Source organism: Nonomuraea sp. NPDC050790, assembly GCF_044456745.1.
GTDB lineage: Bacteria > Actinomycetota > Actinomycetes > Streptosporangiales > Streptosporangiaceae > Nonomuraea.
Genome location: NZ_JBITGF010000005.1, coordinates 210,220 through 230,111, shown reverse-complemented (window position 1 = coordinate 230,111; position 19,892 = coordinate 210,220). Strand labels below are relative to the sequence as shown.

Genomic DNA, 19,892 nt, shown 5'->3' with positions numbered 1-19,892 from the left:
GCGGTCCCGGGGCTTCTTCGCGTTCACCCGCCCTTGCAGCCCGCCACGATCCTGTCGGCGGCGGCCCGGTAGTCCTTCAGGAGCGCCACCTGGCGCTTCCTGGGGGTCTGGGCGCTGGAGAGCCCCTGCGTGGCCTTCTCGACCTTCTCCGCCTCGCCCCGGAGCGTCTGGGGCAGCCGGGGGCCGAACTCCTGGACGATTCCGCGCAGCTCCGCCAGGCGGCCCAGGACGGCGTTCTCGAAGTTCTGCCGGTCCTCCTCACCCGCGGGAAGGAGCAGCAGCCCGGCGTAGCCGATGGAGGAGACGATCCGCGTGCAGGGGTCGTCGTCGGCGTCGCCGCCGGTGCTGTACTTGCTGGTCTCCGTGGCGGCCGCCTGCGTCTTCTGCGCGGGTGGGCTGTTCTGGCACGCCACGAGCATGGGCATTAACAGGGCTATAGCCGTAATGCGTCGCACATTGCTCATTAAACGCGGAGAAGGGGCCCCAAGGGGACCCCTTCGCGCAAGGCAGCGTGGTTACGCCCGTGCCAGCGTGCCCAGGTAGAGCTCGATGACCTTCGGGTCGTTGGCGAGCTGGCGGCCGGTGCCGGTGTAGGCGTTGCGGCCCTGGTCGAGCACGTAGCCGCGGTGGCAGATCTGCAGGCAGCGCCGCGCGTTCTGCTCCACCATGATCACGGTCACGCCCGCCTTGTTGATCTGCTGGGCCTGGATGAAGACCAGGTCCTGCAGCTTCGGCGACAGGCCCGCCGACGGCTCGTCCAGCAGGAGCACCGACGGCTCGGTCATGAGCGCCCTGGCCATCGCCACCATCTGCCGCTCGCCGCCTGACAGGGAGCCGGCGCGCTGCTTGCGCCGCTCCTTGAGGGCCGGGAACAGCTCGGCGACGAACTCGAAGCGCTCCTTGAACTTCGTGGGCACCTGGTAGGCGCCCATTTCGAGGTTCTCCTCGATCGTCAGGCTCGGGAAGACGTTGTTGGTCTGCGGGACGTAGCCGACCCCGCGGGCGACCAACTGGTGCGCCTTCATGTTCGTGATGTCCTCACCCTTGAGCACGACCGAGCCGCTGCGGATGTTGACCAGTCCGAACATGGCCTTGAGCAGCGTCGACTTGCCGGCGCCGTTGGGGCCGATGATGCCGATCAGCTCGCCCTCGCCGACGTACAGGTCGGAGCCGTTGAGGATGTTGACACCGGGCAGGTAGCCCGCGATGAGCTCGTCGCACCGGAGCACGGCGTTCTCGGCCCCGGCCACGTGGGCGCTGCGGTCGGTGACGGCCGCCTTGGATTCCGGGATGCTGCTCACTTGCCTGCCTCCTCCTCGACCTCGGCCTCGAGCGCGGCCTCGGCCTCGTGGAGCTGCTCTTCCAGCTCCTCCTCCGACAGCGGCGCGTCGTGGTGGGCGCCCAGGTAGGCGTCGATCACCCGGGCGTCGGACATGATCGTGTCCGGCGGGCCCTCGGCGATGACCGTGCCCTGGGCCATCACGATCACCCAGTCGCTGATGTCGCGGACCATGTCCATGTCGTGCTCGACGAACAGCACGGTCATGCCCTGCTCGCGCAGGTCCTTGACGTGGCCCAGCAGCGACTGCGTGAGCGCCGGGTTGACGCCGGCCATCGGCTCGTCGAGCATGACCAGCTCGGGGCTGACCATGAGCGCGCGGGCCATCTCCAGCAGCTTGCGCTGGCCGCCGGACAGGGAGCCGGCGAAGTCCTCGCGCTTGGCGTCCAGCTTGAAGCGCGCGAGCAGCTCGTCGGCGCGCGCGGTGATCTCGTCCTCCTGGGCCCGCCAGGAGCGGGGCAGCAGCGCGCGGAAGAAGCTCTCGCCCTTCTGGTTCTGGGCGCCCAGGCGCATGTTCTCGATCACCGTCAGCTTCGACAGCGCCTTGGTCAGCTGGAACGTGCGGACCATGCCGGAGCGCGCGACCTTGTGGGCCGCGACGCCGTTCATCTTGGCGCCCTTGAACGTCCACTCGCCGGCGTCGGCGGTGTCGAAGCCGGTGAGCTGGTTGAAGAACGTGGTCTTGCCGGCGCCGTTCGGGCCGATCAGCGCGGTGATGGAGCCGCGCTGGACCTCCACGTGCTTGACGTCGACCGCGGTGAGGCCGCCGAAGCGGCGTACGACGTTGTCGACGACCAGGATCGGGTCGGGTTTGGCGACACCGGGCTCGCGCTGGAGGTTCTTGAAGGCGGCCAGCGCCGCGGCCTTGATGTCACTGGGCGTGGTTTCAGCGTGCATCGAGTGCGATCTCCCTCTTGTCGCCGAAGATACCCTGTGGACGGAAGACCAGCAGCAGGACCAGGCCGAGTCCGACGAGCATGAAGCGGAAGGCGCCGATCTGGTTGACCGACATCCAGGTGATGTACTGCGCCTCGATCAGCTCGTTGAGCAGGTTGCCGACGAAGACCAGGAGAACCCAGAAGATCATCGAGCCCACGACCGGGCCGAAGACGCGGGCCGCGCCGCCGAGGATGACGATCGTGTAGGCGTAGAAGGTCAGCTCCGTCGAGAACGCGTCCGGCTGCACCGAGGCGTAGCCCAGCGCGTAGATGTAGCCGCCGAAGCTGCCGATGAGGCCGCCGAGGATCAGCGACTGCATCTTGTACGAGAACACGTTCTTGCCCAGCGCCCGCACGGCCTCCTCGTCCTCGCGGATGGCCTTGAGCACGCGGCCCCACGGGCTCTTCATGAGCATGTAGATCACCAGGCACGACAGGGCGACGAGGATCCAGCCGATGAGCAGGACCCAGGTGACGCGCTCGTTGAAGGTGAAGGGGCCGATGCCGTACTCGCCCTTGGAGAAGGGGTTCATGGCGAAGAAGCCCTCGGAGAAGCCGTAACGGCCGTCCGACCCGCCGAAGTAGTCCTTGAAGGTGACCGAGCGGAAGATCAGGCGGACGATCTCGGCCGCCGCGATCGTGACGATCGCCAGGTAGTCGGCGCGCAGCCGCAGCGTCGGGATGCCGAGCAGCAGGGCGAGCAGGATGACCGAGGCGATCCCGACGCCGATGCCCACCCAGAACGGCAGGCCGATCGTGACGACGGTGACGGCCAGGCCGTACGCCGCGACGCCCAGGAAGGCCGCCTGGCCGAAGTTGAGCAGGCCGGTGTACCCGAAGTGCAGGTTGATGCCGATCGCGGCCAGCATGTAGAAGACCGTCTCGACGCCCACCGCAGCCTCGACGGTGGTCACCATGATGTTGAACCAGTCCATGTTTCCCCCCGTCAGCCGATCCGCTCGCGGCGGCCGAGGATGCCCTGCGGCCGGAAGAGCAGGACGATGATGAGTACGGCCAGCGCGCCCACGCTCTTGAGCTCAGGGGAGATCCAGAGGGTGGACAGCTGGATGAACAGGCCCACGATGAGGGAGCCGACCAGCGCGCCGAACGCGGTGCCGAGGCCGCCGAGCGTGACTCCGGCGAAGATGAGCAGCAGGATGTCCTGGCCCATCGTGTACTTCACGGTCTGCGACAGGCCGAGCAGGATGCCGGCCAGCGCGGCGATGGCGCCGCCGGAGGTCCAGATGACGCGGATGACCCGGTCGACGTTGATGCCGGAGGAGGCGGCCAGCGCCGGGTTGTCGGCGACGGCGCGCGCGGCCTTGCCGGTGCGGGTCTTGAGCAGCGCGATGCCGACGATGATGAGGACGACCAGTTCGATGCCCATCATGATGAAGTTCTTGGGCGCTGCGGTGATCGGGCCGACCGTCACGCCGGCCTGGGCGTTGAACTCCGTGTACGGCTCGCTGTCCCCGCCGTACAGGAACAGGAAGAGGAAGCGCAGGAACATCGCCACGCCGATGGAGATGATCATCATGGCGATGACGCCGGTGCCCCGCCTGCGCAGTTGCCCCCAGAAGAAGCGGTCCTGGAGGTATCCGAACGCGCCGCCGGCCACGACCGCGATCACCGCGGAGGGGATGACGCCGAGTCCGAAGCCCACGTTGAAGAGGTAGGCGATCAGCGCGCCGAGCGTCACCAGCTCACCGTGGGCGAAGTTGGTGAGCTTGGTGGTGCCGAAGATGAGCGACAGGCCCATCGCGGCCAGGGCGATGATCAGGCCGAGGTTGAAGCCCTCGAAGGTGAGCTGTGCCGCCCGCGGCCAGAAGTTGCTGTCGGTCGAGGTGTCGGTGGGAGCCGGGGCTCCGGGCGTCTGCTCGCCGCCGCCCTTGGGAACCAGGGCGAACAGGACGGTGGAGCAGTTGTCCTTGTAGACCGTCGGGGTGCGGACGTTGTTGCCGCCGCGGACCTCGGCGTTCTGAGGGAGCGAGCTGACATCCAGGGTGACCTTGAACTTCCCTGGTTTGTCGACCTGGACGTCCCATGTGCCTTGGGCGTTACTGGTGACCTCCTTGACGGGTTTTCCGTCCTCGGTGGTCACGACGATTTTCGCGCCGTTCACTGGCTGGCCTTGGAGTTTGAGTGTTCCCTTCACTCCCTGGCAGTCGGCAGGCCCCGCGGAGGCGGGGCTGGCGAGCAGGAAGATCAGTCCACCCAGGAAGGCCGTGAACGCGATCACGGCTCTGCGCAATGGTGCTCCCTCTATTAGGTCAAGGCGGGGCTTGGGTTGTACCCCTCCATCTCGACACGCGGGCATCGCAGGCACAACTGGGATGCTGTGGCGGGAGCCTATTCCGGCGACGTCCGGTTCCGAACCGTTCGTCACCAATTAGTGATGCGGGTGTGTCAGTGATGTGAGCAAATAAGACGGCAGGTCAGGGGCTAAATCGAGGTATACCCCTGGCGCGGGCGCGGAGCCGTACTAAAACGAGACCATAACGATCGAGGGAAAAGCGCTGCACAGGAGGGCGATGTATGTATCGAGCCCGTAAAGATGGGATGACCCGCGTAATGCGCGGGCAAAAAAGAGCGAGCCCGGGGGTGACCTTTGGGACCGTGTCCGGGCTTCCCCGGCCCGACACGTTATCTACTCGGCCTCCCCGCGGGCTCTGTCCGGTCAACCGTAGCGACCCACGGGGGCCGTGTGCAAAGGGTGAGCCGAACTGCCTTCGCCGTCTCAGGCGTCGCGCAGCATGCACGTGAGGCGGGAGGTGCACACGCGCCTGCCCTCCTCGTCGGCGATCTCGATCTCGAACGTGGCCAGCGAGCGGCCGCCGTGAATACGCCTCGCCACGCCTGTGACGTGCCCGGACGTGGCCGACCTGTGGTGCGTGGCGTTGATCTCGATGCCGACCGCGATCCGGCCCTCGCCCGCGTGGATCGCCGAGCCGATCGAGCCCAGCGTCTCGGCGAGCATGACCGACGCGCCGCCGTGCAGCAGCCCGTACGGCTGCGTGTTGCCCTCCACCGGCATGCGGCCCACCACGCGCTCCGCGCCGGCCTCCAGGATCTCTATCCCCATTCGCTCGGCCAGCGTGCCCTGGTGAAGGGAGTCGATGGTCACCCGGTCTATCTGCGTCAAGGAGGGGCCTCCAGTCTTCCGAGCTCAGGTTTTCTGTCGCACTTGGAGACTAGGCTTCTGGTGTGCCGAACAGTGAAGTGACCCCCAACCGCCCATGCCTGTTGCTGCTCGACGGGCATTCGCTGGCCTATCGCGCGTTCTACGCGCTCAAGGACGCCAACCTCATGACCACCGACGGTCAGCACACCGAGGCGGTCTACGGGTTCACCTCGATGCTGACCAACATCCTGCGCGACGAGCAGCCGACCCACGTGGCGGTGGCCTTCGACCGGTCGGAGCCCACGTTCCGGCACGAGGAGTACTCCGAGTACAAGGCCAACCGCAGTGAGACACCGGAGGACTTCAGGGGCCAGATGCAGCTCATCTTCGAGCTGCTCGACACCCTGCGCGTGCCCCGGCTGTCCAAGGCCGGCTTCGAGGCCGACGACCTCATCGCCACCCTGGCCGTCCGCGCCTCGGGCGAGGGCATGAACGTGCTGATCGTCACCGGCGACCGCGACGCGCTGCAGCTCGTCAACGAGCAGGTGACCGTCCTCATGACCCGCCGCGGCATCAGCGACATGACCCGCTTCACGCCCGAGGCCGTCTTCGAGAAGTACGAGCTGACGCCGCAGCAGTATCCCGACTTCGCCGCGCTGCGCGGCGACCCGAGCGACAACCTGCTGAGCATCCCCGGCGTGGGCGAGAAGACCGCCGCCAAGTGGGTGCGCGAGTTCGGCTCGCTGACCGAGCTGGTCGACCGGGTCGACGAGGTCAAGGGCAAGGTCGGCGACAAGCTGCGCGAGCACGTCGCCCAGGTGCTGATGAACCGCAGGCTCACCGAGCTGCTGCGCGACGTGCCGATGGACGTCGAGATCGAGGGCCTCGTCCAGGGCGCCTGGGACCGCGAGGAGATCAACAAGCTCTTCGACACCCTGCAGATCCGCGGCGAGCTGCGCGAGCGCGTCTTCAAGGTGCTCGGCAGCGGCGAGGAGGAGCCCGAGCAGGGCTTCGAGGTCGAGACGATCATCCTCGGCCCCGACCGCGTGGCCGGCTGGCTGCAGTCCATGCCCGAGGGCCGCGCGGGCCTGGCGTTCAAGGGCGTCTACGGCAGCGGCACCGGCCGCATCGACGGCATCGCGATCGCCTCGCCCGACGGCACCGCCGCCCACATCGACCCGACCAAGCTCACCGAGGCCGACTACGCCGCGCTCGGCGCGTGGCTGGGCTCCGACGAGCGGCCCAAGGCCGTCCACGACGCCAAGGGCCCGCTGCTGGCCCTGTGGACGCTGGGGCTCGACCTGCGCGGCCTGAGCGCCGACACCGCGCTGGCCGCCTACCTGGCCATGCCCGGCCAGCGCACCTTCGCCCTCGAAGACCTCGCCCGCCGCTACCTCCACCGCGACCTCAAGGTCGAGGAGGAGTCGGGCGGGCAGGCGGCGCTGTTCGGCGACGACGAGGACGCCCCGGCCAAGGACCTGGCGCTGCGCGCCCACGCGGTGCGCGAGCTGGCCGACTCGCTGGAGTCCTTCCTGTCCCAGCGCGGCGGCACCCAGTTGCTGGGCGACGTGGAGCTGCCGCTGGTGCGGGTGCTGGCCGAGCTGGAGCGGGCCGGCATCGCGGTCGACCGCGACTACCTCACCGGCATGGAGGCGCAGTTCGCCGCCGCGGTCAAGCAGGCCGTCGAGGAGGCCCACGCGGTCGTGGGCGAGCAGTTCAACCTCGGCTCGCCCAAGCAGTTGCAGGAGATCTTCTTCAACAAGCTCAACCTGCCCAAGACCAAGCGCACCAAGACCGGCTACTCCACCGACGCCGACCAGCTCGCCTGGCTGGCCACCCAGACCGAGCACGAGCTGCCGGTCATCATGCTGCGCCACCGCGACCAGCAGAAGCTCCGCCAGACCGTCGAGGGCCTGATCAAGGAGATCGCCGACGACGGCCGCATCCACACGACGTTCAACCAGATCATCGCCGCCACCGGCCGGCTGTCGTCGGAGAAGCCCAACCTGCAGAACATCCCGATCCGCACCGCCGAGGGCCGCCGCATCCGGCAGGGCTTCACGGTCGGCGAGGGCTACGAGACGCTGCTGACCGCCGACTACAGCCAGATCGAGCTGCGCATCATGGCGCACCTGTCGGGCGACGAGTCGCTGATCGCCGCGTTCGAGTCGGGCCACGACTTCCACGCCGCCACCGCCTCGCGGGTGTTCGACCTGCCGCCGGAGCAGGTCGACGGCGAGCTGCGGGCGCGCATCAAGGCGATGAACTACGGCCTTGCCTACGGTCTGTCCGACTTCGGGCTGGCCGGCCAGCTCAACATCCCGGTGGCCGAGGCACGGGCGCTGAAGGAGGAGTACTTCCAGGAGTTCGGCGGCGTGCGCGACTTCCTGCAGGCCATCGTCTCCCAGGCCCGCACCGACGGCTACACCGAGACCATCATGGGCAGGCGGCGCTACCTGCCCGACCTGACCAGCGACAACCGCCAGCGGCGCGAGATGGCCGAGCGCATGGCGCTCAACGCGCCCATCCAGGGCTCGGCGGCCGACATCATCAAGGTCGCGATGCTCAACGTGCGGCAGGCGCTGGGCGAGGAGGGGCTGCGCTCGCGCATGCTGCTGCAGGTCCACGACGAGCTGGTGTTCGAGGCGGCGCCGGGCGAGCTGGAGCGGCTCAGGCAACTGGTGACCGACCAGATGAACGCCGCCTACCAGCTCCGGGTGCCGCTGGAGGTCTCGGTCGGCGTGGGGCGTACCTGGGAGGACGCGGGCCACTGACCCACCTGCGCGACCTCGACGGCGGGCCCCTGCGCCCGCCGTCGCTCCTTTTCTCCGGGTACGGCTCCGCCTCCGGAGACCCACCTCGCCAGAACCCGCGACCCCCGGTAACCCTGGAAGTGCCCCAGGGCTTCCGGTTGGCGCTCGGGTGGAGGGGTCGTAACCCCGGCAGCTTTCGGGCACAACCAGAGCCAGGGGCGAGGTGACCGGGGCTGGGCGCCGACCCGGGCATGCGGCTCGCCGCAGTCGCGTGTGGGGGCGTCGCTACCAGCGCGGGCGTGGGCGCAGCCCCAAGGCTGGGTGCCAACCTGCGATCGCTAGCGGGGTGCGCGCCCAGGGGTGGGGTCGGGGGGACCCGGGGGGCTGGGCGCGGTCCCGGGCATGTGGCTTGGCGTTTTGGGACTCGGTTCAGAGGGGACTGTGGGGGTGATTTCCGGACATGGGTGATGTTGCAGTGTGATGTGTGACATGCCTGGACACGGTGTGCCGTGGGCCTTGTGGGAAGGGCTTCTGGACTACGCTGGACCTTTGCCATTCCCCGACCGGGTACGGGAGTTCTGTGCGGCCCTCACTGTCATCCACGCGTGTCATCGGTGCGGCGAACGTCGCGGTCATCCTCGTCGCGGTCGTCGCGTTGATGATCATGCCGGGCGACGATCCGGGTGCCGAAGTGCCGCCGGAGGCGGTCAAGGTGGGGCAGATCCAGCCGAAGCCCTCCGGGCAACCCTCCGGGCAACCCTCTGGGCAACCCTCTGGGCAACCTGTGCCCTCCTCGGGGCAGCCGTCCGCGCAGGCGTCGCAGCCCGCCCCGGTGCCCACCGCGAGCCAGCCGCCGCCCGTGGTCGCCACCCCCGAGTTCGCCAAGCAGGTGAAGGCCAACGAGGCCGGGCTGGTGCCGATCATCATGTACCACCGCATCGTCAAGAAGCGGATGGCCTCCATCGACCGCACCCCCGACCAGCTACGGCAGGAGCTGGAGAAGCTGGCCAAGCAGGGGTACGTGCCGATCACCGCCGCGGAGTTCGCCGCCGGGCGGATCCAGGTCCCGGCCGGCAAGTTCCCCGTCGTGCTGACCTTCGACGACGGCCACTCGAGCCACTTCGCCCTCGACGACCAGGGACGGCCCGCCAGGAACACCGCCGTCGCGATCATCTACGACGTCGCCCGCAAGTTCCCGTCCTTCCGGCCTGTCGCGACCTTCTGGGTCAATCACTACCCGTTCGGACTGCAGAAGCACGAACAGCAGGCCACGGCGGTGCAGTGGCTGCACCGGCAGGGCTTCGAGGTGGCCAACCACACCTGGGCGCACCCCAACCTGCGGGCCATGGGCACCAAGAAGGTGCGCGAGCAGATCGCCCGCCTGGAGCGGATGCTGAAGAAGCTCGGCGTGCCGCCGTCCAAGACGATGGCGCTGCCGTTCGGGAGCATGCCGCACAAGAAGAAGGCCGCCCGCGAGGGGGAGTGGGGCGGCACGCGCTACGACTTCGACGCGGTCTTCCTGGCCGGGGCCGAGCCGTCGCTGTCGCCCTTCGCCAAGGGGTACGATCCCGGGGCCGTCCAGCGGATCCAGAGCAACGGCAAGCGGGGCGAATGCCGTAAGTGGTGCTCGCAGTACTGGCTGGAATGGCTGCAGAAGCACCCAGGATGGCGCTTCGTCTCCGACGGTGACCCCGAGCGCGTCTCCGTGCCGAAGAAGCTTCAGGGTAATATCGCCCCGAAGCGGAGAGACCAGGTCAACGCCTACTAGCGGCGAGAGTTCCTTGAAGGTCATCGCTCTCTCGGATTGACCCTCGCGGCTAGGTCTCATATGCTGATCGCTGCGCTGTGGGCTCGCGCGCGCCTCAGACGGAGCGGGCTCGCGCTCGGTCACGTCGATGTCGTAATCCTCGGCTTGATGCGGAAGAGGGCCTGCCGCGCGCCGCCACATCGATATCTGTCCGCGTTCGGAGCAATTCCACACATGACGTCCAGCACTGAGGCCACCTCGAGCACCCCGCAGGTAGCGGTCAACGACATCGGGTCCGAGGAAGCCTTCCTCGCAGCGATCGACGAGACCATCAAGTACTTCAACGACGGCGACATCGTCGAGGGCACCGTCGTCAAGGTCGATCGAGACGAGGTTCTTCTCGACATCGGCTACAAGACCGAGGGTGTCATCCCCTCGCGCGAGCTCTCGATCAAGCACGATGTCGACCCCGCGGACGTCGTGGAAGTCGGCGAACACGTAGAGGCCCTGGTTCTCCAGAAGGAGGACAAGGAGGGTCGCCTGATCCTGTCCAAGAAGCGTGCGCAGTACGAGCGCGCCTGGGGCACGATCGAGAAGATCAAGGACGAGGACGGCATCGTCACCGGCACCGTCATCGAGGTCGTCAAGGGTGGTCTCATCCTCGACATCGGCCTCCGTGGCTTCCTCCCGGCCTCCCTGGTCGAGATGCGCCGGGTCCGCGACCTCCAGCCCTACGTCGGCCGCGAGCTCGAGGCGAAGATCATCGAGCTCGACAAGAACCGCAACAACGTGGTTCTGTCGCGCCGCGCCTGGCTTGAGCAGACGCAGTCCGAGGTCCGCCAGACGTTCCTCAACACCCTCCAGAAGGGCCAGGTCCGCAAGGGCGTCGTGTCCTCGATCGTCAACTTCGGTGCCTTCGTGGACCTGGGTGGCGTCGACGGCCTCGTCCACGTGTCGGAGCTGTCCTGGAAGCACATCGACCACCCGTCCGAGGTTGTCGAGGTCGGCCAGGAGGTCACGGTCGAGGTCCTCGACGTCGACATGGAGCGCGAGCGCGTCAGCCTCTCGCTCAAGGCGACGCAGGAAGACCCGTGGCAGCAGTTCGCCCGCACCCACCAGATCGGCCAGGTCGTCCCCGGCCGGGTCACCAAGCTGGTGCCGTTCGGCGCGTTCGTCCGGGTCGAGGAGGGCATCGAGGGCCTGGTCCACATCTCCGAGCTGGCCGAGCGCCACGTGGAGATCCCGGAGCAGGTCGTCCAGGTCGGCGACGAGATCTTCGTCAAGATCATCGACATCGACCTCGACCGCCGTCGCATCAGCCTGTCGCTGAAGCAGGCCAACGAGGGTGTCGGCACCGAGGTCGAGTTCGACCCGACCCTCTACGGCATGGCCGCCACCTACGACGACCAGGGCAACTACATCTACCCCGAGGGCTTCGACCCCGAGACGGGTGAGTGGCTCGAGGGCTTCGACCGCCAGCGCGAGGAGTGGGAGCGGCAGTACGCCGAGGCCCAGACCCGCTTCGAGGCCCACAAGAAGCAGATCGAAGAGGCCCGCAAGGCCGAGGCGGAGGCCGGCGAGGCCGCTCCCTCGTCCTACAGCGGTGAGACGCCGGCTCCGGCCAGCTCCTCCTCGTCCTCTTCTTCGTCGGCTCCGGCCAGCGGCGCCCTGGCCTCCGACGAGGCTCTCGCCGCGCTGCGCGAGAAGCTCGCGGGCGGCCAGAGCTAACAGCTCGGCAAGCACGTAACCGGTCAGGCCCCGCACCTCACGGTGCGGGGCCTGACTTGTTTGCCCGTTTCGTCCCTTTGGGTGGGCATCCGGTAGGGTCTGCAGCTCACAACAGATCTAAGGAACGACCCATATGCGCAAGCTGACCTATTTCGTGGCCGCCACCCTGGACGGCTACATCGCCGAGACCTCCGACGCCGACCCGTCGAACGGGCTGTTCGCCATCGGGCAGGACTACGTCGAGTTCGTCGTCGCGAACTACCCGGAGACGCTGCCGGTGGGCGCCCGTCAGGCGCTCGGCGTCACGGACCCGGGTACCCGTTTCGACACGGTGCTGGAGGGGCGGCGCTCGTACCAGATCGGTCTTGACCTGGGCGTCACCGACGCCTACCCGCATCTGCGGCACCTGGTCTTCTCCCGCACGCTCGGCGCGGCGCCCGCCCCGGACGTCGAGGTGGTCGCGAGCGACCCCGTGGAGCGGGTCAGGAAGCTGAAGGCCGCGGACGGCGGCGGCATCTGGCTGGTCGGCGGCGCGGAGCTGGCCGGCGTGCTCTACGACGAGATCGACGAGATCGTGGTCAAGGTCAGCCCGGTCACCGCCGGCGCGGGCGTGCCGCTGTTCGCGGGGCGCAGCGGGGCCCAGGCCCGCCGCTACAAGCTGACCGCGCACCAGATCCTGGACAGCGGCGTGGCCGTCATGACCTACTCCGCCTGAGCGGTACGCCGTGTGCGCTGGACCAGCTCGATGACCTGCTGCTCCAGGTCGCCGTCGAGCGGCACGGTCCTGCCGCGTTCGTAGGCGTTGACGACGCGCGGGTCGATGTAGGAGGACAGGGCGACCGCCGGGGTGTTGCCGAGGCGGCCGGCCACCTGCTCGACCACGCGCTTCACGGCGCGCCGCCGCCCCAGCCTGCCGCGGGGGCGGCGGGTACGGGCCAGCCCCTCGGCGGCCAGGACGGTGGCGTGCCAGGTGCGGAAGTCCTTGGCCGACACCTCGCAGTCGAGCAGCTCGCGCAGGTAGCCGTTGAGATCCTCGGTGCGCACGTCCTTCCAGCCGGAGCCGTTGCGAAAGCGCAGCAGCTCGCCGTCGTGGCCGGTGCGCAGCAGCGCGGTGACCACCTCGCGCACGTGCGGGTCGCGGATCTCGGTCTCCTGCGGCTTGCCGCCCTTGGCCGGGAACCTGCACACGACGCCGTCGCCGGTGCAGGTGACGTGCTCGGTCCTGAGCGTGGTCAGGCCGAAGGAGTCGTACTCGGCGCCGCCCGCCCTGAACAGCCCTAGGTCCAGCATGCGCGCGCCGGCGGCCAGCACCCGCTCGCGGGGCAGCCCGTCCTGCCCCAGATGCCGGAGTACGCGGCGGCGGAAGGCGGGCAGCCGCCCGGCCATCTCGGTCACCCGGTCGAACTTGAGCCGGTCCTGCTCCTCCCGCCACCGGTCGTGGTAGCGGTACTGGCGCCGGCCCGCCGCGTCGGTGCCCACCGCCTGCAGGTGTCCCTCGTCGCGGCAGATCCACACCTCGCGCCAGGCGGGCGGGATGGCCAGGGCGCGGATCCTGGCCAGCGTACGGCGGTCGCGCACGAGGCGGCCGTCGGGGTGGTGATAGCTGAACCCCCGCCCCCGCCGCCGCCGGGTGATGCCCGGTTCCTCCGGGCTGCTGTGACGCACGCTCCCGCGCCTACCCGAAAAACGGCGCCGCTAGCACCCGGACGCCTCGAGCCGGACCGTCCGCCCGCTGATCACCTGGGTGTAGACGGCCTCGGTACGCTCGGCGACGCGCGCCCAGCCGTACCGGCGGCGGGCCCGGCGGGCCCCGGCCTGGCCGAGCTCCTCGCGCCGCTCGGGGGAGTCCAGCAGTTCGCCCAGCGCCCTGGCCAGCGCGCGGGGACGTCGTGGCGGCACCAGCACGCCCCAGCCCGCGACCGTGTCCAGGTGCCCGCCGACGGCCGAGGCCACCACGGGCACGCCGCAGGCCATCGCCTCGATCGCGACGATCCCGAACGGCTCGTACCACGGCACCGTCACCACGACGTCGGCCGAGCGCATCAGGGCCGGCACGTCGGGCCTGGCCACGCTGCCGACGAGCCGGACCCGTCCGGCCAGGCCGTGCATGGCGGTCAGCGCGCGCAGCCGGGCCAGTTCGCCGTCGCCGGGGTCGCCGCCCGCGACGAGCAACTGCGCGCCGGGCAGCCGGCGGAGCGCCTGGATGACGGTGTCAACGCCCTTGCGCGGCACCAGCCGGGCCAGGCAGAGGATCCGGCCGCCGGTACGCGGGCCGTACCACCAGCGGCTGACCTGGACGGGATCGGGCGGCGCGGGACGGAAACGGTCGAGATCCACGCCGCACGGCACGACCGAAACCCGCTCCGGCGGCACGCCCATGGCGGCGAGCTCGCGCACCTCGTCACCGCAGGTGGCCACGATCGCGTCGGCGCGGCGGCCGATCGTGCGCTCGGTGCCGACGCGGTGCGGCGGGCTGGTGTCGGCCGCGCCCTGCCAGCGCCGCTTGACGGTGCCGAGCGCGTGGTAGGTGAGCACGACGGGGACGTCGCGCGCGGCGGCGAGCGCCGCCTGCCCGCTCATCCAGAAATGGGCGTGGACCACGTCCGGCCGCTCGCGCCGCCAGCGTTCGCGCAGGATCCGCGCGAAGTCCGGCATGTACGGCACCAGCCCGTCCTTGGGCACCGGCGCGGCAGGCCCGGCCGGGATGTAGTCCACGGTGACTCCGGGCCCCATCGGCGCCTGTTCCGGCTGGCCGGGGGAGGTGCGACGGGTGTGGACGACCACCGTGTGCCCGCGCGCGGCCAGGGCCGAGGACAGGGCGGCGACGTGGACGTTCTGGCCGCCGGCGTCGACGCCGCCGATGGCGGCCAGCGGGTCGGCGTGCTCGGAGATCATGGCGATTCTCATGGGCTCGGCTCCTTATGACCACAGGCTCGGTCGGGTCTCGAAAGATCGCTGTAGAGCGCGGGCCGCGCCGAAGCCGAGTCACCAGCAAGGCGCCATCGCCATGGCTGGGGCGGCTGGAGCGCCTCGCGGGGGCGCGGACCGTGGGTAACGCTGGATCGTCCGGCGGGGGGTCGAACCCGGGACGTCTCATCTACGCTCCTCCCCGCCGGACTCCACCTTCGCTACCGAGAAACGGGGTCCTCAAACCTCGGCAGGGCGGGGTCAGGCGGGGAGCAGGGGTCAGGAGTCGCCGGTGGGGGCCTCTCGGACGAACAGTTCGATCAGGGCGCGCACCGGCGCGTGTGCCTCGGTCGGGTAGCGGAAGCCCCGGTCGAGGTTGAGCTCGTAGCGGTTGCGGCGTCCGACCCGGTCGCGGGTGAGATATCCGGCGTGCTCCAGGTCGGTCACGATGCCCTGCACCGCACGCTCCGTGATGCCGATCGTGAGCGCGATCTCGCGCAGCCGGGCGTCCGGGTCACGGGCGATCTCCAGCAGCACCCGCGCGTGGTGGGTCAGGAAGGTCCACGACGAGCGATCATCAGAGCTACCCATAATCCCATCCTTACGGCCCCTGACCGTAACTTCAACGATTGGGGAACTCTCTTTCCGGAAAAGGTCGTCGGGGTTAAGCTGCTGCCGTGAGCGGTCTCGACGTCAGTTGTGAGCATGCGCGCGGCGTCACGCTGATCCGTGTCGCCGGCGAGGTCGACGCCACCAACTCCGCCGGGCTGGCGACGGCGATCGAGCAGGCGCGCAGGCCAGGGGTGCCGGTGGTGCTCGACCTGGCCGGAATGACGTTCCTGGACAGCAGCGGCCTGAAGGTCCTGCTGAGCGCCCACCTCCTGGGTGAGGGCCAAGGCAGTCCGGTGCACCTGGCGGCCGTCCAGCCGATGCCGGTCCGGGTGCTGCGGATCACCGGGGTCCTGGACCGGCTGAACGTCCACGACACCCTCGAACGGGCCTGGGTGGCCGTGTCGTCAAACGGACATCGACCCTAATTTGTGGATTTTTCCCTCTTTGTCGGGTAGTTGGTGAACATTCCGACGAGGAGGCGATCTTCCATGTTGTACGGCGCGCAGAGAGCGCCAGCAGCCGTCTGGGCGGACCGGGATGTCTTCGACCTGTTCGACAGCGATCGCGACGGACTCCTGTCCGCGGACGAGATCCTGCTCGGGCTCGGCCTCATGGCACAGCCGGTCACCAGGTCGGACGTCGAGTTCCTCATCGGGCTGACCGACGGCGACGGCGACGGCCGCATCTCGCGCGCGGAGTTCGCCCAGCTACGCGAACGCGCCCCGGCGCCCTTCTACGGCGGCGAACTGGTCTTCGCCGGCTTCGGCAGCCCGGTCATCGACACCGGCGCGCTGCTGGACTACCTGCGCCGCCGCGGCCTGGACTTCTCGCGGGCCCAGGTGACCGCGTTCTTACGCAACGTCCACCCGCAGGGCCGCGCCGCCCTGCCGTGCGAGGTGTACGAGGCCTTCGTGCGCGCCTACCGCGAGGCATGAGGACCGCCCGACCGAGGGAAAAGGGGACCATGAACGACCACGACCTGGACAGGCAGGCCGACCGCCAGACCGCCACCGTCATCGCGGGCAGCCTCACCGGCGCCGCGAGCGGGGAGCGTGGCCGGAAGGGGCGCCGGGTGCTGCGGGTGTGCCTGGTGGCGGCGTGCGGGGTGGCGGCCGGCGTGGCCGTACAACGCCTGCGTCGCAGGGGGTCTGGCGCTTTTTGTCGGACGATGAGGTGATTGCGGGGGATACGCGGGCAGGGGTGACCTGGGAGAACTCAAGGAGCAGGGCCGGAATCGGCCCTTGCGAAAGGATGACAAAATGCCTCGGGGATCCAGCCCGAAACGGGAACGGCAGTACGAGCACATCAAGGACAGCGCCAAGAAGCGCGGCACGAGCGACAAGCGTGCCAAGGAGATCGCGGCTCGCACGGTGAACAAGGAGCGGGCGCGCTCGGGTGAGGCGAAGACGGCCAGCCGTACCTCCACGCAGGACATCTCCTCCGGGCGGCGTGGCGGGCTGCGCTCGCACTCCGGCGCCGGCGGCCGCACCCGCGACCAGCTCTACGCCGAGGCCAAGCGGCGCAACATCAAGGGCCGTTCCAAGATGACGAAGGCCCAGTTGCAGAAGGCCGTCGGCTGACCCGCCGCCAGGGCCGTCCGCTCTAGGACGGCCCTTTCAGCGGCTTTCGAGAAGTCTGGCCAGGTTGTCGAGCGCCATGCGGGTGCCGGTCTCGTTGGCGGCCGGCGAGACGGCCTCGGGCAGGCCCTCGTGCAGGATGACGACCTCGGTGCCGCCGTCGGCGTCGGCCAGCGTCGTGGTCATCGTCATCTCGCCGCCCATCGCCGGATCGGCCGACTCGAACTCGACGACCTCCACCACCCGCTCATCCGGCACCAACTGGACGAAGCGCCCGTGGTAGGTGTCGGTGTTGCCGCCGGACTTCCCCTCCTCATCGCTTGAGTGGTACGTCAGGGACACCCGGAAATACCCGCCCTCGCGGGCCTCGAACGTGTGCACGTGGCTGCTCATCCCCTCGGGCACCCGCCACGCCGCGATCGCGCCCGGGTCGAGAAGTGCCTGGTAGACGGCCGACCGCGGGGCTCGGACCAGCCGGGAAACCTGCGTCGTGGGCATGCGCCCAGCTTACGGCCCGCCGTACCCTGTCCGAAGGATGGCCCGCGACAAGTACGTGCTGGTGGTGGCCGCCCTTTTGTGCTCCTGTCGCGCGTAGGCTCGGGTGAGGGCGACGAAGGGTGGACGATGTCAGCTACACGCCTGCTGATCCTGGGTGCGGTACGCCGGCGCGGCCGGGCCCACGGCTACCAGGTGCGTAGCGACCTTGAGTCCTGGGGTGCCCATGAGTGGGCGGGGATGAAACCCGGCTCCATCTACCACGGGCTCAAGCAGATGGCGGCCCAGGGGCGAATGCTGGCCCACGACGTCGCGCCGAGCACCGCGGGCGGGCCGCCGCGTACCGAGTACGAGATCACGCCGGTCGGTGAGCAGGAGTACTTTTCGTTGCTGCGGGACGCGCTCACCCGCCACGACCAGCGGCTCGACGTGATCACCGCGGGCGTCGGCTTCATCGAGGACCTGTCCAGGGCCGAGGCGGTCGAACTGCTGCTGCGGCGGGTTCAGGGGCTGGAGGAGTGGCGGGACGCGGTGACCAAGGAGTGGACGCCCGGGGCGGCTCCGGAGGATTGGGGCGCCGTGGGCGAGGTGCTCGGGATGTGGGTCCACACGGCCGACAGCGGGGCGCAGTGGACGCTGGGTCTGATCGAACGGCTGCGCAACGGCGCGTACACGATGGCCGACGACATCGGACATTAGCCACTAAGTGGGTATATATCTCTGCATGAAGGATCATGCGGATGATGTCGGGGTGCTGCTGCTGCGGGTGCCCGCGGGGCTTCTGCTCATGGGGCACGGCGCGCAGAAGCTGTTCGGCTGGTTCGGCGGCGGCGGGCCCGACAGGACCGGCGAGATGATGACCGCGCTCGGCTACCCCCACGGCAGGCTCATGGCGCTGGCCGCCGGGCTCGGGGAGTTCGGGTCGGGCGCCGGGATCGCGCTCGGCGCGGCCACCCCGCTCTCCTGCGCCGGGCTCATCTCCGTGATGACGAACGCCACCGTCTCCGTCCACCTGCCCAAGGGGCTGTGGGCGCAGGACGGGGGCTTCGAGTACCCGATGCTGCTGGGGATCGGGGCCACGGCGCTGGCCGTGCACGGGCCGGGGAGGTTCTCGGTGGACGCGCTGTTCGGGCTGGACCGCAAGGGGCTCGGGTGGGGGCTGGCCGCGCTCGCGCTGGGGGTGGGGGCGGCGGCAGCCGTACTGTCACAACGAGGCAGGGACACGCCCGCACGGGATGAGTAAAGTGAGCGGGTGCTGATAGAGCGGGCAGTCGCGGCCGACGCCGGGGAGATCCTCACGCTTCAGCGTGCGGCCTACGTCACCGAGGCCCAGCTCTACGGCGACCCGTTCATCGCGCCGCTGGTGGAGTCGGCCGAGCAGGTGCGCAAGGCGGTGGAGGGCGCGACCGTCCTCAAGGCCGTTGACGGCGCCCGCATCGTCGGCGCCGTGCGCGGCCAGCTGTCCGGCACCACGTGCCTGGTCGGGCGGCTCGTCATCGCCCCCGACCGCCAGGGCGAGGGGCTGGGCACCGCGCTGCTGACCGCCCTGCATGAACAGGTGGCGGAGGCGACGGCCTTCGACCTGTTCACGGGGCACCTGTCGATGAGCCTGCGCCTGTACCACCGGCTCGGCTACCGGGAGACGCACCGCGAGCGGATGGACGACCACCTGACGCTGGTGCACCTGCGCCGTCCGGGCTCGGTACGCTGATCACGTGCTGAAGGTGGGACTCACCGGCGGGATCGGCTCCGGTAAAAGCGAAGTGTCCAAGCGGCTGGCCGCCAAGGGCGCCGTGGTGATCGACGCCGACAAGATCGCCCGCGAGGTGGTGGAGCCCGGCACCGAGGGCCTGGCCCGCGTGGTGGCCGCCTTCGGCCACGAGATCCTCCGCCCGGACGGCACCCTCGACCGCGAGAGGCTCGGCGCCGTCGTCTTCTCCGACGCCGACCAGCTCGCCACCCTCAACGCCATCGTCCACCCGCTGGTGGGCGAACGCGTGGCCACCCTCCAGAACCAGGCCGCCGCCGACGCCATCGTCGTGTACGACGTGCCGTTGCTGGCCGAGAACAACCTGGCTCCCATGTACGACGTGGTCATCGTGGTGGACGCGGCCGACGACACGCGTATCCGCCGCCTGGCCGAGCACCGGGGCATGCCGGAGCGGGACGCCAAGGCCCGCATCGCCGCGCAGTCCTCCCGCGAGGCCCGGCTCGCCATCGCCGACCTGGTGGTTCCCAACGAGGGGTCGCTGGAGGAGCTGGGTGAGCGGGTGGATGAGGCTTGGGAGGAACTGCGGCGGCGCGCGGGCCGTGGGTAGTCAGAGGCTGGACCGCTTGATGCGCTGGATGAGATCGGCGTAGTCGGAGGCGGCGAGGACCAGGGGGGACCGGCTCAGATCCTTAGAGTCCCGGATTCCGACCTGATCTCTGCCGAGTCGCGCCACTCATCGGACCGGAGTACCGGTCGTACCGGGACGTGGAGGACGGGTTCGACGAGCGGCTGCGGTCACACCTGCCACCGGATGATCCCTGGGTCACGGATGGCGGTGCGGCCGGCGCAGGTGAGGGGGGCAGGCCCAGGCGGTGGTCGCCGAACATCATGCCGCCGCCGTGGACGAAGTAGAGGGCGGGGACCGCGCCGACGGCGGCCGAGGGGCGGGCCACGAGGAGCGTGA

Annotated in this window: 22 protein-coding genes; 12 read left to right on the top strand and 10 right to left on the bottom strand. The window is 69.5% G+C overall.

Going from position 1 to position 19,892, the window contains the following annotated elements:
• Positions 1-23: 23 nt before the first annotated feature.
• The 6 genes from ACIBEJ_RS26375 to ACIBEJ_RS26350 form a co-directional block, all read right to left on the bottom strand.
• The gene (locus ACIBEJ_RS26375) at positions 24-425 is read right to left on the bottom strand and encodes a hypothetical protein (RefSeq protein WP_397185495.1); all 402 of its coding nucleotides are present in this window, start codon (positions 423-425) and stop codon (positions 24-26) included.
• Between the two features lie 90 nt (positions 426-515).
• Entirely contained in the window at positions 516-1,301 is a 786-nt protein-coding gene (locus tag ACIBEJ_RS26370; protein ID WP_397185494.1) for an ABC transporter ATP-binding protein, read from the bottom strand.
• On the bottom strand, positions 1,298-2,236 hold the full coding sequence (locus ACIBEJ_RS26365) for an ABC transporter ATP-binding protein (protein ID WP_397185493.1): 939 nt from the start codon (positions 2,234-2,236) through the stop codon (positions 1,298-1,300). The genes ACIBEJ_RS26370 and ACIBEJ_RS26365 overlap by 4 nt, the downstream gene beginning before the upstream one ends.
• On the bottom strand, positions 2,226-3,212 hold the full coding sequence (locus ACIBEJ_RS26360) for a branched-chain amino acid ABC transporter permease (RefSeq protein ID WP_397185492.1): 987 nt from the start codon (positions 3,210-3,212) through the stop codon (positions 2,226-2,228). The genes ACIBEJ_RS26365 and ACIBEJ_RS26360 overlap by 11 nt, the downstream gene beginning before the upstream one ends.
• Before the next feature lie 11 nt (positions 3,213-3,223).
• Positions 3,224-4,528: a branched-chain amino acid ABC transporter permease gene (locus ACIBEJ_RS26355; RefSeq protein WP_397185491.1), complete on the bottom strand. Its 1,305-nt coding sequence runs from the start codon at positions 4,526-4,528 to the stop codon at positions 3,224-3,226.
• A 486-nt stretch (positions 4,529-5,014) separates the two neighbouring features.
• On the bottom strand, positions 5,015-5,359 hold the full coding sequence (locus tag ACIBEJ_RS26350) for a PaaI family thioesterase (protein ID WP_397186090.1): 345 nt from the start codon (positions 5,357-5,359) through the stop codon (positions 5,015-5,017).
• A 122-nt stretch (positions 5,360-5,481) separates the two neighbouring features.
• Here ACIBEJ_RS26350 and polA point away from each other — a divergent pair, with 122 nt between their 5' ends.
• The 4 genes from polA to ACIBEJ_RS26330 all read left to right on the top strand — a co-directional run bounded on the left by polA (position 5,482) and on the right by ACIBEJ_RS26330 (position 12,341).
• Positions 5,482-8,172, top strand: a complete 2,691-nt coding sequence (polA, locus tag ACIBEJ_RS26345; protein WP_397185490.1) for a DNA polymerase I — start codon at positions 5,482-5,484, stop codon at positions 8,170-8,172.
• 559 nt (positions 8,173-8,731) lie between these two features.
• Positions 8,732-9,919, top strand: a complete 1,188-nt coding sequence (locus tag ACIBEJ_RS26340) for a polysaccharide deacetylase family protein (protein WP_397185489.1) — start codon at positions 8,732-8,734, stop codon at positions 9,917-9,919.
• 213 nt (positions 9,920-10,132) lie between these two features.
• On the top strand, positions 10,133-11,626 hold the full coding sequence (gene rpsA, locus ACIBEJ_RS26335) for a 30S ribosomal protein S1 (protein WP_397185488.1): 1,494 nt from the start codon (positions 10,133-10,135) through the stop codon (positions 11,624-11,626).
• A 133-nt stretch (positions 11,627-11,759) separates the two neighbouring features.
• The gene (locus ACIBEJ_RS26330) at positions 11,760-12,341 is read left to right on the top strand and encodes a dihydrofolate reductase family protein (protein ID WP_397185487.1); all 582 of its coding nucleotides are present in this window, start codon (positions 11,760-11,762) and stop codon (positions 12,339-12,341) included.
• Here the strand turns inward: ACIBEJ_RS26330 and ACIBEJ_RS26325 are convergent.
• The 3 genes from ACIBEJ_RS26325 to ACIBEJ_RS26315 form a co-directional block, all read right to left on the bottom strand.
• On the bottom strand, positions 12,329-13,291 hold the full coding sequence (locus ACIBEJ_RS26325; protein WP_397185486.1) for a DNA topoisomerase IB: 963 nt from the start codon (positions 13,289-13,291) through the stop codon (positions 12,329-12,331). The two genes, ACIBEJ_RS26330 and ACIBEJ_RS26325, sit on opposite strands and share 13 nt — an antisense overlap.
• Positions 13,292-13,321: 30 nt before the next feature.
• The gene (locus ACIBEJ_RS26320) at positions 13,322-14,533 is read right to left on the bottom strand and encodes a glycosyltransferase (protein WP_397185485.1); all 1,212 of its coding nucleotides are present in this window, start codon (positions 14,531-14,533) and stop codon (positions 13,322-13,324) included.
• Between the two features lie 279 nt (positions 14,534-14,812).
• Complete coding sequence (locus ACIBEJ_RS26315) at positions 14,813-15,124, bottom strand: helix-turn-helix transcriptional regulator (protein ID WP_397185484.1); 312 nt, start codon at positions 15,122-15,124, stop codon at positions 14,813-14,815.
• A gap of 86 nt (positions 15,125-15,210) precedes the next feature.
• Between ACIBEJ_RS26315 and ACIBEJ_RS26310 the strand changes: the two genes are divergently transcribed.
• From ACIBEJ_RS26310 to ACIBEJ_RS26295, 4 genes are all read left to right on the top strand, one after another.
• Positions 15,211-15,570, top strand: coding sequence for an STAS domain-containing protein (locus ACIBEJ_RS26310; protein WP_397185483.1), 360 nt, complete (start codon positions 15,211-15,213; stop codon positions 15,568-15,570).
• A gap of 63 nt (positions 15,571-15,633) precedes the next feature.
• A complete protein-coding gene (locus ACIBEJ_RS26305) occupies positions 15,634-16,080 on the top strand; it encodes an EF-hand domain-containing protein (protein WP_397185482.1) in 447 nt (148 codons plus the stop codon).
• A gap of 29 nt (positions 16,081-16,109) precedes the next feature.
• Positions 16,110-16,322 carry a hypothetical protein gene (locus ACIBEJ_RS26300; protein WP_397185481.1) on the top strand — a complete coding sequence of 71 codons (213 nt, stop codon included), beginning with the start codon at positions 16,110-16,112 and terminating at the stop codon, positions 16,320-16,322.
• A gap of 82 nt (positions 16,323-16,404) precedes the next feature.
• Positions 16,405-16,725 carry a plasmid stabilization protein gene (locus ACIBEJ_RS26295; RefSeq protein WP_397185480.1) on the top strand — a complete coding sequence of 107 codons (321 nt, stop codon included), beginning with the start codon at positions 16,405-16,407 and terminating at the stop codon, positions 16,723-16,725.
• A gap of 36 nt (positions 16,726-16,761) precedes the next feature.
• On the opposite strand, the gene ACIBEJ_RS26290 is transcribed toward ACIBEJ_RS26295, so the two are convergent.
• On the bottom strand, positions 16,762-17,220 hold the full coding sequence (locus ACIBEJ_RS26290) for an SRPBCC domain-containing protein (protein WP_397185479.1): 459 nt from the start codon (positions 17,218-17,220) through the stop codon (positions 16,762-16,764).
• A 126-nt stretch (positions 17,221-17,346) separates the two neighbouring features.
• Between ACIBEJ_RS26290 and ACIBEJ_RS26285 the strand changes: the two genes are divergently transcribed.
• Genes ACIBEJ_RS26285 through coaE form a run of 4 tightly spaced genes read left to right on the top strand, consistent with a single transcriptional unit; the run spans position 17,347 to position 19,535 of the window.
• A complete protein-coding gene (locus ACIBEJ_RS26285) occupies positions 17,347-17,916 on the top strand; it encodes a PadR family transcriptional regulator (protein ID WP_397185478.1) in 570 nt (189 codons plus the stop codon).
• A 25-nt stretch (positions 17,917-17,941) separates the two neighbouring features.
• Entirely contained in the window at positions 17,942-18,460 is a 519-nt protein-coding gene (locus tag ACIBEJ_RS26280) for a DoxX family protein (RefSeq protein ID WP_397185477.1), read from the top strand.
• 12 nt (positions 18,461-18,472) lie between these two features.
• Positions 18,473-18,928, top strand: coding sequence for a GNAT family N-acetyltransferase (locus tag ACIBEJ_RS26275; protein ID WP_397186089.1), 456 nt, complete (start codon positions 18,473-18,475; stop codon positions 18,926-18,928).
• A gap of 4 nt (positions 18,929-18,932) precedes the next feature.
• Positions 18,933-19,535: a dephospho-CoA kinase gene (gene coaE, locus ACIBEJ_RS26270; protein WP_397185476.1), complete on the top strand. Its 603-nt coding sequence runs from the start codon at positions 18,933-18,935 to the stop codon at positions 19,533-19,535.
• Positions 19,536-19,892: the final 357 nt, after the last annotated feature.